This is a genomic window from Halomonas cerina (assembly GCF_014192215.1).
Classification (GTDB): domain Bacteria; phylum Pseudomonadota; class Gammaproteobacteria; order Pseudomonadales; family Halomonadaceae; genus Halomonas; species Halomonas cerina.
On record NZ_JACHXP010000001.1, the window covers coordinates 252,920 to 266,677 of the forward strand.

Annotated in this window: 13 protein-coding genes; 3 read left to right on the forward strand and 10 right to left on the reverse strand. The window is 68.3% G+C overall.

What is annotated here, in order from left to right:
* Positions 1-22 precede the first annotated feature (22 nt).
* Positions 23-3,931, forward strand: a complete 3,909-nt coding sequence (locus tag FHR94_RS01105; RefSeq protein ID WP_183323667.1) for an ATP-binding protein — start codon at positions 23-25, stop codon at positions 3,929-3,931.
* Here FHR94_RS01105 and FHR94_RS01110 read toward each other — a convergent pair whose 3' ends face one another.
* From FHR94_RS01110 to queC, 4 genes are read right to left on the reverse strand one after another with little or no spacing between them, the layout of a single operon-like run.
* A complete protein-coding gene (locus FHR94_RS01110; RefSeq protein ID WP_183323669.1) occupies positions 3,932-4,213 on the reverse strand; it encodes a YkgJ family cysteine cluster protein in 282 nt (93 codons plus the stop codon).
* On the reverse strand, positions 4,210-5,055 hold the full coding sequence (locus tag FHR94_RS01115; protein WP_183323671.1) for a 6-carboxytetrahydropterin synthase: 846 nt from the start codon (positions 5,053-5,055) through the stop codon (positions 4,210-4,212). Before FHR94_RS01115 ends, FHR94_RS01110 begins: the two co-directional genes overlap by 4 nt.
* Positions 5,055-5,699 carry a 7-carboxy-7-deazaguanine synthase gene (gene queE, locus FHR94_RS01120; RefSeq protein ID WP_183323673.1) on the reverse strand — a complete coding sequence of 215 codons (645 nt, stop codon included), beginning with the start codon at positions 5,697-5,699 and terminating at the stop codon, positions 5,055-5,057. The genes FHR94_RS01115 and queE overlap by 1 nt, the downstream gene beginning before the upstream one ends.
* Complete coding sequence (gene queC, locus FHR94_RS01125; protein ID WP_183323675.1) at positions 5,692-6,378, reverse strand: 7-cyano-7-deazaguanine synthase QueC; 687 nt, start codon at positions 6,376-6,378, stop codon at positions 5,692-5,694. The genes queE and queC overlap by 8 nt, the downstream gene beginning before the upstream one ends.
* A gap of 251 nt (positions 6,379-6,629) precedes the next feature.
* Between queC and trhP the strand changes: the two genes are divergently transcribed.
* A complete protein-coding gene (trhP, locus tag FHR94_RS01130) occupies positions 6,630-8,054 on the forward strand; it encodes a prephenate-dependent tRNA uridine(34) hydroxylase TrhP (RefSeq protein WP_183323677.1) in 1,425 nt (474 codons plus the stop codon).
* 72 nt (positions 8,055-8,126) lie between these two features.
* Positions 8,127-8,537, forward strand: coding sequence for an SRPBCC family protein (locus FHR94_RS01135; protein WP_183323679.1), 411 nt, complete (start codon positions 8,127-8,129; stop codon positions 8,535-8,537).
* Positions 8,538-8,554: 17 nt separating this feature from the next.
* Here the strand turns inward: FHR94_RS01135 and FHR94_RS01140 are convergent, their stop codons facing one another.
* From FHR94_RS01140 to FHR94_RS01165, 6 genes are all read right to left on the reverse strand, one after another.
* Positions 8,555-8,791, reverse strand: a complete 237-nt coding sequence (locus tag FHR94_RS01140) for a DUF2789 domain-containing protein (RefSeq protein WP_183323681.1) — start codon at positions 8,789-8,791, stop codon at positions 8,555-8,557.
* 71 nt (positions 8,792-8,862) lie between these two features.
* On the reverse strand, positions 8,863-9,915 hold the full coding sequence (locus FHR94_RS01145) for an asparaginase (protein ID WP_183323683.1): 1,053 nt from the start codon (positions 9,913-9,915) through the stop codon (positions 8,863-8,865).
* Positions 9,916-10,003: 88 nt separating this feature from the next.
* Positions 10,004-11,239, reverse strand: coding sequence for an MFS transporter (locus FHR94_RS01150; RefSeq protein ID WP_425485341.1), 1,236 nt, complete (start codon positions 11,237-11,239; stop codon positions 10,004-10,006).
* On the reverse strand, positions 11,220-11,759 hold the full coding sequence (locus FHR94_RS01155) for a hypothetical protein (protein ID WP_183323685.1): 540 nt from the start codon (positions 11,757-11,759) through the stop codon (positions 11,220-11,222). The genes FHR94_RS01150 and FHR94_RS01155 overlap by 20 nt, the downstream gene beginning before the upstream one ends.
* A 6-nt stretch (positions 11,760-11,765) precedes the next feature.
* Positions 11,766-12,266 carry a hypothetical protein gene (locus tag FHR94_RS01160; RefSeq protein WP_183323687.1) on the reverse strand — a complete coding sequence of 167 codons (501 nt, stop codon included), beginning with the start codon at positions 12,264-12,266 and terminating at the stop codon, positions 11,766-11,768.
* Positions 12,267-12,352: 86 nt separating this feature from the next.
* On the reverse strand, positions 12,353-13,651 hold the full coding sequence (locus FHR94_RS01165) for a DEAD/DEAH box helicase (protein WP_183323688.1): 1,299 nt from the start codon (positions 13,649-13,651) through the stop codon (positions 12,353-12,355).
* Between the last annotated feature and the right edge of the window lie 107 nt (positions 13,652-13,758).

A 13,758-nucleotide genomic window follows, 5' to 3' on the forward strand; every position in this document is an offset into this window, starting at 1 on the left:
CCGCCACGCAGGAACGAGCACCATGCGGGACGCCTCCGACGCCGAACTTCACCAAGACCGGGACCACCTGGCGCTCTTCGGCCATTTTTCGCTCACTCTGGGCGATGTGGCCTTGACCCAGTTCAGCTACGACAAGGTCAAGGCGCTGCTGGTCTATCTGTTGCTGCACGACCAGCCGGTGAACCGGGCCACCCTGGCCGAGCTGCTGTGGCCCGACCAAGGGTTGTCGTCCGGACGCACCAACCTGCGTCATGCCCTGCACTGCCTGCGCCAGTCACTGGGGGGAGAGGCCGACCGGGTGCTGTCGGTGTCGCGTCAGACCATCGCCTTCCGGCTTCCCGAGTGCTGGCGCTTCGATCTCCACGAGCTGCAGGCCCTGCTCGAAGGGGAGGCGACCGTCGATACCCTCAGGGCGGTGCTCGACTGCTACGGGGGGGACATGGTCGAGGAGCTTCAGCTGAATGCCTGCTCGGAATTCCAGCGCTGGCTCGTCCAGGTCCGCAACGAGTGGCGTCAGCGGGTCATCCGCTTCGCCGAGAACGTGCTGGAGGATCAGCCGTCGTTGCCGGATGCGCTGCTCGAGGCGCTGGTCAGCCGCTTCTCCGGCTATGGCCCCTTCCACGAGCGGCTGGTGCGCCAGTTGGCCGAGCAGGGGCAGCTGGCCGCGGCCCACGAGCAGTACAATGCCTATCTCCAGTTGCTGGCCCTGACCGGTCAGCAGCCTGACCCGGGCTTTCTGCAACTGGCCCGCTACTGGTCGGACGGGCAGCCCGACAGCCATGGGGTCGGCCCCAGTGGTGCCTTCTCGCGGGCCCTGACGGCCGACAGCCCACCGCTGCGCGAGGACGAAATCGAGCAACGCCAGCTGTCGGTGATGGCGATCCGCCTGACCCTGGAGGGAGACCTCTCCTCGCGTGGCGAGACCCGGGCTTGTCTAAGCCTGCAGATCGAGCTGATGCGCTGGCTGGAGCAGCAGTGCCATCACCTGGGGGGCTTCTGGTTACCGGGGGCCACCGGTGGTCTTGGGCTGGCCTGTTTCGGCACCCATGGTCCGGCCCATCAGCTGGCCGAGCTGGTGGCGCTCTATGAACACTGCCGCCGCGTGCTGCCCGAGGCGTCCCGCCGTCACTGGAGCGGGGAAGGGGAGCTGCCGTGCATCGCCCTGGCTGCCGGCCTCAACAGTGGCCGGGTGATCTACCTGCCCGAGCGTCATCTCGTCGACCCGCTGGGTCAGGTCACCCAAGGGGCGCTGGAGCTGATGGGCGCGGCCGAGGGAAGCGAGCTGGTGATCTCCCAGGAGGCCAGTCAGCACATGCCCCCGGCCCTGGACCTGCAGCCACGCCTCTCCTCACGGCTGGTGGCCAGCGATGGCCGGATACGCCTCCGGGCCCTGGTGTTGGGCAGCCATCAAGGCGCCCGCGAGGCATTGCCGCCCAGTCTCGTCGGGCGTGAGGCCGCGCTGCGCACCCTGCGCGATGCACTGGCGAGAGCCGGGATCGGACTGCGCCAGAGCGTGCTGGTACGAGGCCCCTCTGGCCTCGGCAAGTCGGCGCTGCTGGTCGGCTTCCGCCAGCTCGAGCAGAGCCGTGAGGCGGCGATCTGCTGGCAGCCGACGACCCGCCTGTCGGTCCAGGAACCCTATGGCGTGGCCCGCCAGCTGCTGCGCTGGCACCTGGGCGGAGAGCTCGAGGCGACGCGACTCACGCGGCTGCTCGATGCCCTCGAGTTCCCTGGTGACGACGAGGCGTCTCGCCAGCTGCTGGAGGAAGCGCTCGGCGTCCAGGAGACCCGCGAGGTGGCAGTGCTGACCCAGAGCGGCGAAGCCGTGAAGCTGGTGGTGGGGCTGATGCACCGGCTGATCGATGGACTGACGCATGAGCGCCCCCTGGTGGTGATGATCGATGACCTGCAGTGGCTCGACGAGCCCTCCTTCAAGGTGCTCGCCGGTCTCCAGGCGCGTCTGCCAATCAACTGCCCCTTCCTGCTGGTGGCCAGCCATCACGGGCGAGAAGCCTTGCCCGTGCGGCTGCACTGGGATGAGCAGATCACCCTGGGGCGCCTCGATGCCATCCAGTCCTCGCGGCTGCTCTCCCAGTTGGCACGTCGCTATCGCATCCACCTGAGTCCGCGCCTGCGCGGCCAGATCATCGAGCGTTGCGATGGCGTGCCGCTGTATCTCCAGGAGATCTGCCGCCGGGTCGACATGGGCCGGCGAGAGGGGCGCGGGGTTCAGCTCGATGAGCTGCCCCGGGGGCTGCTCGGCCTGCTGGCGAGCCGCATCGATCAGCTCGACGGCGATCGCGAGGTCGCCCATGTGGCGGCGGTGCTGGGCCGGAGTTTCCGCCTCGACTTCCTCATCGAGTGCAGTGGTTGGGAGATGCCGCGCCTGATGTCGGCCCTCGAGCAGATGCAACGCCTGGAGATCATCGAACCGGCCGACGACGAGGCAGGGGGACGTGCCTATCAGTTCACTCACCAGCTGCTGCAGGAGGCCGCCTACCTCTCCTGCCCGCGTGACGTGCGGGTCGATATCCATCGCCAGGTGGTGAGCCTGATCGAGGAGCACTTCCCGGTGTGGATCAGTCGCCATCCCGGGGACTTTGCCACCCACCTGCGGCGCAGTGGCCAGCATGCCCGCGGCGCACGCTATTTCGAGCTGGCGGCTCGCGAAGCGCTCAAGGTCAGCGCCAACCGTACGGCGCTGAAGATGGCCGACTTCGGCCTGGCCAGCCTGCGGCATGTGGACGCGCCGGACGAGCGCGAGATCAGTCTGCACACGGTGCGCGGACAGGCCGCCTTCGCCCTCGAGGGGCACGGGTCGCCGACGGCCCACGAGAGCTTCGTCAAGGCGCGTGAGCTGTTGGCTCGTCTCGGGCCCGAGTCGGCCGAGGGTGCCGACCTCGAGCAGGCCTTCCTCGTGAAGTGGGGGCTCTGGGTGGGGTGCAGCCAGCGCCATGCGCATGCGGATGCCTTCCACCTGGCGTCCCGCCTGGCGAACCTGGCCGCACGCCTCGAGGATCCACGCTATCGGCGCCTGGCCGACTATGCCCGAGCCAGCTGCGAATACTGGGCCGGCCGTGTGCCCCAGGCCTACGATCATCTGGAGGAGATCGACCCGCTCAATGCGTCCATGATGATCGAATGGCTGCCGTTCTCCGATCATCCCCAAGTCGCCGCGGCCTGCTTCCAGGCCTGGGCAATGTGTCTGCGCGGCGACTATCAGCGCGCGGAGCAGCAGGTCGAGTCGGCGATTCGGCTCGCCGAGCGCATCAATCACCCGGGCAGCCTGGCCATGGCGCTGATGTATGCCGCGGCGCTCTATCGGCAGCTGGGCCACGTGCATCTGGCCCACATGCGGGCGGAACGCGCCTTCGAGCTGACCGGCACGGCAGACCTGCACCTGTGGCAGATGGCGAGCCGCAGCGTGCTGGGCTGGCAGCGGGCCCTGTCCGGTGATGGCGAGGGCCTGGCCCTCATCGAGACCGCCCGCGAAGAGCTTTCCGAGATGACCGGGCGCGACCCCTATCAGCGTCCGGACCTGTGGTACGTGGATGCGTGTATCGCCCTGGACCGGCTCGACCGGGCCGAGGACTACCTGGACCAATGCCTGCTGATCGCTCGGGAGCGCACCACCCTGTTCGTCCCGGAACTGTCGATCCAGCTGGCGCGTGTCCGTCACCGACTGGGCCATTCCCGTGAGAAGGTGCGTGCCCTCGCCGAGCAGGCCCTGAATCACGCCCGGGATGATGGCAACCTGCACCAGCAGCTGGGGGCGCTGGAACTCTGGCTGATGCTTATCGACCCGCGGGACGAAGCTGCCAGAGCGGACTTCCGTGCCCTGCTGAGTGAAGTCAGCCTCAGCGATGCCCCCGTGCTGGTGCGCTGGCGCACCCTGCTCGACAAGCGTCTGCCGAGTACCGCCGACGCCTAATCAGGTGTCCAGCTCGAGGGCCGTGATGCGCTCAAGCGCCTGGTCACGGTGTATGCCGCACAGGGCCGGGTCATAGGTGAAGCGTTCGCATACCGCCGGGCGGTGCGGCTCCCCGAACAGCCGGCAGAGGTTGGCGTCGTTGAGCTGGACGCAGCGGATCCCGGCCGGCTTGCCTCCGGGCATGCCGGGAATCGGCGAGCTGATCGAGGGGGCGATGCAGCAGGCGCCACAGCCCGGGCGACAGCCGGCCGCTTCGTGGGATGGGGCTGGTGGCTGGGTCATGGCCGGGCCTCGGCGATGGCGCCCTTGTCGATGCCCTCGAAGGCCTGGACTCGGGTGACCTTCCCCGTCCTCTCGGCGATCTCGCCGGCCAGCCAGGCGGCGATATGCTCCACGGTGGTGGGCGTTGGTAGCACCGCGCAGCGGCTGCGCGGGAGTCGGATGAAGAAGTGCCCCTGCTCGGCGTGGTAACGGCTGGTGAGCCGGTCGCGAAAGCCGGGCTCGTCATCCTCGACGATATCCGCCGCGTCCACCAGGTAGCGGTCGGCCAGCCAGTCGGCCCACTCGGCCTCTAGGGCCGGCTGGCGCTCCCCTGCCTGCCAGATGTGCAGACGCGAGCGGTGGCCGTGGGCAATGCGCTGGCAGTTGCCGGCATGGTGCTTGAGGCCGTGGCCGTAGGTGTAGGCGGCGTCCTCGATGGCCTCCTCGTACAGGGCCAGGCGGATATCGGTGACCCGCGGCGGGGGGCGGCGCGAGAGCTCATTGGCCAGATGCATGGCGAGCCGCTCGGGCGTGATCGCCGCCCAGGACAGCAGGGTGAACGCCTGGCGCGGGCCACGCACCTCCAACGGGTAGGGGGATGCGGTGCGGATGCACAGCCCCTCGGCACACTCTTGCACGCTGACGTCAGGGGCCATGGTAGGCACCAGCAGGGTGTGGTCGAGGCCACTATCGAGCCGCGACTTGATCCAGGGCTTCACCTCGCCGAAGTCGAACAGCATGCCGTCCTTGCCGAGTTCGCCGTCGAGCTCCGCGTCGACCTGCCAGCTGGCGCCGACCAGGCCCCGCTGCGGACACCAGAGCGACACGTCGAGGTGAGTGAGTCGGTTGACGAAAAGGGTCATCAGTCGATCCCCGCGATCTTGTGGGTCTGCAGTGACAGGCGCCACCGGGGGTGAGCCAGGCAGTAGGCCACGGTTTCCGTCAGGGTCGTGCCGGCCCGGCCCAGCGGGGCGGTGTCCATGGGCTGCAGAAAGAAGTGCCGGAAATCGAGCCTGGCGAAGCGCTCCGGCGGGGCATCGGGCTGCGGATGGACCAGCTTGAGCTCGTCACCGGCGGTGATGGCCAGGGCATTGTCCCCCTTGGGGCTGACGCACAGCCAGTCGATACCGTCAGGGGCGGGCAGGGTGCCGTTGGTCTCCACCGCGACCTCGAACCCGCGGCGGTGCAGGGCGTCGATCAGTGCCGTGTCGAGCTGCAGCAGCGGCTCGCCGCCGGTGAAGACCACATACGGGGTCGCCACCCCCTCCTGATCGGGCCACAGCGCCGTGAGGTGAGCGGCGAGGGCCTCGGCATCGCCGAATCGACCGCCGTGCTGGCCGTCGGTGCCGATGAAGTCGGTATCGCAGAAGCGGCAGGCCGCTGTGGCGCGGTGCCCCTCGCGACCCGACCAGAGGTTGCAGCCGGCGAAACGGCAGAAGACGCTGGCCCGCCCGGCCTGACCGCCTTCGCCCTGCAGCGAGTAGAAGGCCTCCTTGACGCTATACATTGCCAGTGTCCTCGTAGGCGAGCGGGTCGGTGACGCCGTTGGCGGTGAAGGCCGCCAATCGTTCGCGGCAGCTGCCGCAACGCCCGCAGGCTAGCGCCTCGCCGAGATAGCAGGTCCAGGTATCGGCGTAGTCGAGCCCCATGGCCAGACCCTCGGCAAGGATCGCCGCCTTGCCGGCATGTAGGTAGGGCGCATGGATCTCGATCGGCGTGAAGTGAGCGAGTCCGGCCACGGCCTGCATGGCCTCGACGAAGGCGGGACGGCAGTCGGGGTAGAGCACGTGGTCGCCGCCGTGGGCACCGTAGTCGACGCGATCCGCGCCGATGTTCACCGCCTTGGCGATGGCCAGCGACAGCAGGATCATGTTGCGATTCGGGACCACGGTATCCTGGAGGTTGGCCTCGGCATAGTCGGCGTCGGGCATCTCGCGGCGGGTATCGGTGAGCGCCGAGGCGTCGATCAGGTCATGGATGGCGCCGAGGTTGATCACTTGGTGGGGCACGCCGAGATCGCGACAGACCCGGCGGGCCACGTCCAACTCGCGGACATGGCGCTGGCCGTAGTCGAAGGACAGGGCGTGGACCTCACGGTCCTCACGCAGGGCGCGGTGCAGCACGGTATAGGAGTCCATGCCACCGGAGTAGATCACCACGGTGGCCGGCGAAGAGGGATGCGACATGAGATACCTGTGGGGCGGAGAATTTGCTTAACCGGGGTCCGGTCCGGGAGACCACCTAGTGTACTTGAGCAGCGGGACAGGCGCCAAGCTGGCTTGCCCCTTGCCCCTTGCCCCTTGCCCCTTGCCCCTTGGCGCTCGGCGCTCGGCGCTCGGCGCTCGGCGCTCGGCGCTCGGCGCTCGGCGCTGTTATACTCCGTTCCCCTTCACTTCCTGCGCCTTCGCGCGCCATCGTCCTGACAACGGTGACCTCCATGCAAGCTCCCGAACTGCTCTCCCCGGCGGGGACGTTCAAGAACATGCGCTACGCCTTCGCCTACGGCGCGGATGCGGTCTATGCCGGCCAGCCGCGCTACTCGCTGCGCGTGCGCAACAATGACTTCAAGCTCGACAACCTCCACAAGGGCATTGCATATGCCCATGAGCGGGGCAAGCAGTTCTATGTGGCCTCAAACATCGCGCCCCATAACAGCAAGCTCAAGACCTACCTGCGCGACATGGAACCGGTCATCGAGGCTAGGCCCGATGCGCTGATCATGTCCGACCCGGGTCTGATCATGATGATTCGCGAGCGCTGGCCGGACCAGGTCATCCACCTCTCGGTGCAGTCCAACGTGGTCAACTACGCGGCGGCCCGGTTCTGGCAGCAGCAGGGCATCAGCCGCATCATCCTGTCCCGGGAGTTGTCGCTTGCCGAGATTGCCGAGATCCGCGCCGAGTGTCCGGAGCTGGAGATCGAGACCTTCGTCCATGGCGCCTTGTGCATCGCCTACTCAGGTCGCTGCCTGCTGTCCGGCTACTTCAACCATCGCGACCCCAATCAGGGCACCTGCACCAATGCCTGTCGCTGGAAGTACAACACCGTGGCCGCCGCCCACGACGAGACCGGCGACCTGGTGCCGGCCAACTCGGCCCGCGCCCATGCGGGAAGCGGCATCTGGACCCCTGAACAAGGCGGTATGATCGCCTCCGCCGGGGGCAGCGCCCAAGTGGTTAACACGATGGAGAGTACCGCGACCGCAGGCGGTACCGAGGGCCAGGACGAGCTCTCGGCGCTGATCGAGGATCGCACCCGCCCCGGCGAGCTGATGCCGGTCTTCGAGGACGAGCATGGCACCTACATCATGAACTCCAAAGACCTGCGTGCGGTGCAGCATGTGCCCCGGCTCACCGAGATGGGCGTGACCTCCCTGAAGATCGAGGGGCGCACCAAGTCCCATTACTATGTGGCCCGCACCGCCCAAGTCTATCGCCGTGCCATCGATGACGCCGTGGCCGGTCGGCCCTTCGACATGCACTTGATGGACGAGCTCGACAACCTGGCCAACCGTGGCTATACGGAAGGCTTCTATCGCCGCCATGTCCATGATGAGTACCAGAACTACGAGCAAGGCAACTCGGTGGGCGTGCACCAGCAGTTCGTCGGCGAGGTGACCGGCTACGACCCCGATCGCGGCGTGCTGGAGATCGACGTCAAGAACCGCTTCGAGGTGGGTGACGGCATGGAGCTGATGCTGCCCGGTGGCAACCGCCGCTTCACCCTGGAGCACATCGAGAACCGTCGCGGCGAGTCGGTCGGGGCGGCGCCTGGCTCCGGCCACGTGGTCCGTATTCCGGTGCCCGGTGAGGCAATCGAGGCCTCACGCATCGAATTCGCGCTGCTGATGCGTGACCTCTGAGTGAGCGCGGCGGCTGGACAGGAGCCGCCGTGGCCGACATCGTGGTATCGACAGCCGGACCAAGGGGAGCCCATGGGCACCATCGAACATAGCACCATCCTCAAGGCGCCCCCCGAGCGGGTCTTCGCCCTGCTCGAGCGAGTCGAGGACTTCACCGATTATTCCGACCTGGTCCATGCCGTCGAGCCGCTGGGCGATAATCGCTATCGTTGGCACGTCCACGTGGTCGGGCGCGACTGGACCTTCGATGTGGCCATCACCGAGCGTCGAGCACCGGAGCTGTTGGCCTGGGAGTCGCTGGCCGGCGTGGAGAATCACGGCTGCTATCGCCTGACGCCGGTGGAGGAGGGCACCAAGGTGGCCCTGACCCTGACCTACACCATCCATAATCGCCTGCTGGAGAAGGCGGTCAACAAGGCGGCCAGGCCGCTGGTGGGACGGGTCAGTCGACAGATCCTGGAGCGGGTCGAGGCGCGGCTCTGAAGGCACCGCCCGGTGGTTCAGGACTTGCGCAACGAGGTATTGAGGTGGTCGACCACCTCCGCCCAGTCGGCATCATCCTCGATGGCTTCCCGCAGGAACTCGGCCTGGCCCTCGTTCCAGCAGGGCGCGTCGGGGAGCGCCACGTCCTCGGGGATCGGCGAATTGCGTTCGATGAATCGCTGGATCGCGGCCGGATCCGAGGCGAGGCCGAGCTGCTCGAAGAGTTCGGTGAAGGGGTGATCAGGATGTTCCATGCGGGCACTCCTCGCGAGGGTCGAGACATTCTCACTGTAGCCATTCGGGTCGTTTGAGTGCTCAAGCCCGGTCAACGCTCGCCGACCAGCGGTGTCAGAAAGCGTCGACGTCGCTCGGCCTCCCCCAGGGGTTGCGCCAGCAGGTGCAGCAGCTTGGTCCAGGCCGCCTCGGGGGTCATGTCGTCACCGGCGAGCACTCCGGCATCCATCAGGCCGCGACCGGTGGCATACGTCTCCATGGCCACGTGGCCGTGTGGACACTGGCTGATGGCGGCCATCAGCTTGCCCTCGCCGCTGGCACGGGCCAGCACGCCGACCAGGGCCGGATCATCCGGCAGGTTGCCGGCGCCCCAGACCTCCATCAGGGCACCCTGGACACGATCATCCAGCAGCCAGGCCTCCAGCAGCCAGGGCTGAAGCCCCGGCCAGAGGACGATCCGCACCACGCCGCCCTCGCCCAGGGCGGTGTAGTCAGGCAACTCGAAACGCGGTGCCCCGCGCTGCTGGCGCTCCAGTCCGCGGCCGGGATAGAGCACGGCATCGTCGCCCACGCGCTCGCCGAGCAGGGGATGGTTGGGGCTGACGAAGGCGCCGGCGTCCCGGGTATGCCACTTGCGAGTGCGACAGCCACGCAATAGCCGACCGGCGAAGCAGATCGCCACCTCCTGCAGCCGGGGGTCGGCGGCGAAGCGTAGCGCCATCTCGACGTTGGCCAGGGCATCGCTGCAGGGCGCCTCCAGCGGTTGCATGGCACCGGTCAGCACCACAGGCCGGTCGATGCCCTGCAATTGGAAGGCCAGGCTGGAGGCGGTCCAGGCCAGGGTATCGGTACCATGGATCACCACGATGCCGGCATGATGCCGATAACGGGCACTGATCAGGGCGGCGATCCGCTGCCAGTCCCGTGGCGTGGCACTGCTGGAGTCGATGGGCTCGCCGACGTCGAGCACCCGGAAGCCGGGCAGACGGGCCTGGTGGGCCGGTGGCAGGATGGCCAGTGCCTGGCGCAGTCGCGCTTCGATATCGGTGCCCGGGGCCAGCCCTTCGGGGCCCGCTTCCATGCCCAGGGTGCCGCCGGCATAGACCACCAACACGGAGGCGTCGGGTGTGGTTCCTGAGGACATGCTGGCTCCTGAGGGTATCGGCGGCCGCCGTGAGGGATTCATGATAAAATCGGCAGGAGCCACGTCTTCCAGGCCCACCGACGTTGCATCAGGGCGCGATCCGGGTGACCAGCGCCCCCCCGGCGTTGGTCTCGAGCCGGCGATCGCGGCCAGCCAGTAAGGCCAGTCCCGCCGCCAGGGCGACGATGGCGAGCAGTACCAGGGTGATGGCGGCAAGGTCCAGCTTGAGTTCGAGCATCACTCCTACGCCCAATGGCCCCAGGGCCGCCAGGCTGTAGCCGCCGCCCTGGGCCAGGCCCGACAGCCGGCCGGCCAGCCGTGAGTCGGCACTTCGCAGCACGATCAAGGTCAGTGCCAGGCTGAAACTGCCGCCCTGGCCCAGGCCCAGCATCACCACGCCGGCCCAGCGCCAGGCAGACGGCCCCAGCAACAGCAGCCACAGGCCTCCGGCGGTACAGGCCAGCACGATCAGCAGCGCCGGGCGCTGGTCCCGACCCAGCCGGGCGAGCCATGGCGCGGCCAGTGCCGAGACGAGCTGGACCATCACCGACATGCCCATCAGCCAGCCGGCCTCGCTTTCCGCGTAGCCCCGGGCGACGAGCAGGGTGGGCAGCCAGCCGAACACGATGTAGGCCAGCGACGACTGGGTGCCCATGTAGAGCATCACCTGCCAGGCCAGGGGGTGGCGCAGCAGGGCGAGGGTCCCGCCGCGCTCGCTCGGCGAGGACGCGACGGCGGGGCCCCGAGGCATCAGCAGGGTCCAGGCGAGCAGGGCCAGCAGGGCCAGGGTGGACCAACTCGCCAGGCTGACCGGCCAACCGCCCAGTGTCCCGGCCAGCGGGATGCTGAGGCCGGCACCGAGGGCGCCCCCCAGGCACAGGGCCATGGTGTAGACGCCGGTGACCAGATCGGCGCCGGCCGGGAGCTCTCGCTTGACCAGGGCGGGGAGCAGGGTGCCGGCGATGCCGATGGCGGCCCCGACCAGCAGCGTGCCAGCGAGCAGCCAGGTCGGCGTGGCAAGCCCCCGCAGCAAGAGCCCCGTGGTGAGCACGGCCAGCGCCAGGGAAAGGGTCATTTCCGCGCCGAGGCGGCGTGACAGCCAGGGGGCCAGGGGGGCGAAGAGGCCCAGGCAGAGTACCGGCAGGGTGGTCAGCGTGCCGATGGCCATGGCCGATAGACCGGTCTCCTGCTGGATTCGCGCCAGCAGCGGAGCCAGTGACGACAGCGCCGGGCGCAGATTGAGCGCGACCAGAACCATCAGCAGGACGAAGGGCAAGGGGCTCAGCGCAAGGCGATGGCCCGCTTCAGGAGAGCTCGTCGTCACGCTGGCTTTCACGGGCACTGGATGGCGTGGGGCGGTCTTCTCGCGGCCGGGCGGGTCGAAGGGGATCCTCCAGCGCGTTGGCGGGGCGGAACTCGACCCGCCCGGGGGGGGAGAGAGACGACCGGTTGACCCGCCGGGCGATGGCGGAGACGTCCTCGACGCTCATTAGGCGGCCACCCAGTCCCGGCTGGGCGACCAGCCGTCCCTCGAAGGCCCAGCAGCGCTGGGGGACCTCGGCCACGCGCCAGGTCCGGCCCTGCCAGCGGGCACCCCCGTCAGGAAGCAGCTCCAGGTCGTCGAGGGGCACCAGGGCCGCGAACAGGCGGGCGTTCAATACGATCCCGCTGTGGCCCATCCGTACGCCACCCCGGTACTGGCGGTGGGCGAGTGCCTTCTTGAGCCCCCGGCGTCTCTGTCGAGAGGCGAGGGTCCCCTGACCGCAGAGGTGCAGCAGGTCGCTGTCGACCTGCTTGATGACCCAGACCCCGACCGGTGGCTTGGCGAACAGTCTGCCTAGCATGGCGGATCAGCCCAGGTGGGCGCGAAGGTCACCGCGCACCGTGTCGAGGAGGGTGATGAAGCGGGTATCATGCGCGTCATCGATACGGTCGACCCGCACGACGCTGGACATACCGCGCTCGAGCGTCAGCTGGTCGAAGATCTCCAGGGTGAGTTTCTCGGCCGGATGATGGCCGGGCTCAAGGTAGCCCGACGCGAGGTTGAAGGTCTCGAGCAGGGTGGCGCGCACACGGGTCGAGCCCCCCTCGGCCAGGACCCGGCGCACGAACAGCCAGCCTTCGCAGGCCAGCGCCGTGCCGTCATGATCGCGCAAAAACAGGGTACGATAGCAGGCGCCCTCGGCGGCCGCCTTGCCGGCCATGCTGCGATAGGCCTCGGTCATGCGGGTCGCGGAGACCTTCGAGGTCTCGAGACGCTGGCTGGCGGCACGGTGCTCACGGTCCAGCTGGGCCTGGTGCTGGAAGCGACGCCAGCGACGGTACTCGGCGATCAGTTCGGTGGACTCCATGGGCCTTCCTGAGGGGGTCGGGAGTGATATAAGCGTTCAGAGGGCGGTCATGTTCGCATCCCGCGACATGAACCGCCAGTCGGGCCTCAGGCCTGACGCTGCCCCCCGCGGCCACGACGCCGTCGGGGAGCGCGGTTCTCGTCGGCGCCGTGGCGCTGTCCGGTGGCCTGTGCCTGGCGTCGCTGGCCCTGACCGCTGCGGCCGCCGCCGCGCCGGTTGCGGCCGTTTTCGATCGGCTCCGGCTTGGCGTTGGGGTCGGGCTCGAAGCCCGGTTCGATGCGCTTCTCCAGATCGCGCTTGATCAGCCGCTCGATGCCTTTGAGCAGGCCATGCTCGTCGACGCAGACCAGCGAGACCGCCTTGCCCTCGCTGCCGGCGCGGCCGGTGCGGCCGATGCGGTGGACATAGTCCTCGGCCACGTTGGGCAACTCGAAGTTGACCACGTGGGGCAACTCGTTGATGTCCAGGCCCCGGGCGGCGATATCGGTCGCCACCAGCACCTGCAGGTCGCCGGTCTTGAAGGCGGCCAGGGCCTTGGTGCGCGCCGACTGGCTCTTGTTGCCGTGGATCGCCATGGCCGGGATGTCCTGCTTGGACAGCTGCTCGGCCAGGCGATTGGCGCCGTGCTTGGTACGGGTGAACACCAGCACCTGCTGCCAGTCGTGCGCGATGATCAGGTGGGCCAGCAGGTCGCGTTTTTTCTCGCGGTCGACGCGGTAGATCGCCTGGTCGACGAGCTCGGCGGTGGTGTTGCGACGCGCCACCTCGATCATCGCCGGGTCGTCGAGCAGCTTGCCGGCCAGCGCCTGAATCTCGTTGGAAAAGGTCGCCGAGAACAGCAGGTTCTGACGCTTCTCGGGCAGCAGGCGAAGGATCTTCTTGATGTCGTGGATGAAACCCATGTCGAGCATGCGGTCGGCCTCGTCGAGGACCAGAATCTCGACTTTCGACAGGTCGACATGCTGCTGCTGGTGCAGATCCAGCAGACGACCGGGCGTCGCCACCAGCACATCCAGTCCAGGACGAATAGCGTCCACTTGGGGCTGCTGGCCGACACCGCCGAAGATCACGTGAGAGCGCAGGGTCAGGTGGCGGCCATAGTCGGCCACACTCTCTCCCACTTGGGCAGCGAGTTCGCGGGTCGGGGTCAACACCAGAGCACGGACCTGGCGCTTGGCCGGGCGCCGGCCGTTGGCCAGGCGCTGGAGCATCGGCAGGGTGAAGCCGGCGGTCTTGCCGGTGCCGGTCTGGGCACTGGCCAGCAGGTCACCACCCTGAAGGACGGCCGGGATGGCCTGGCGCTGGATCGGGGTCGGGGTGGTGTAGCCCTGTGCCTCGACGGCACGCAGCAGTTCGGCACGCAGGCCGAGGTCGGAAAAGGTCATGCGGTCTCCGCAGGAACGCCCCGGTCGCGCCATGTCGTGTCGTGACGTGGTCAGTCCCGGGCCGGGACGTGAAAAAGGATTCTGGCGCGGCAGGCGGGACCCGCGAT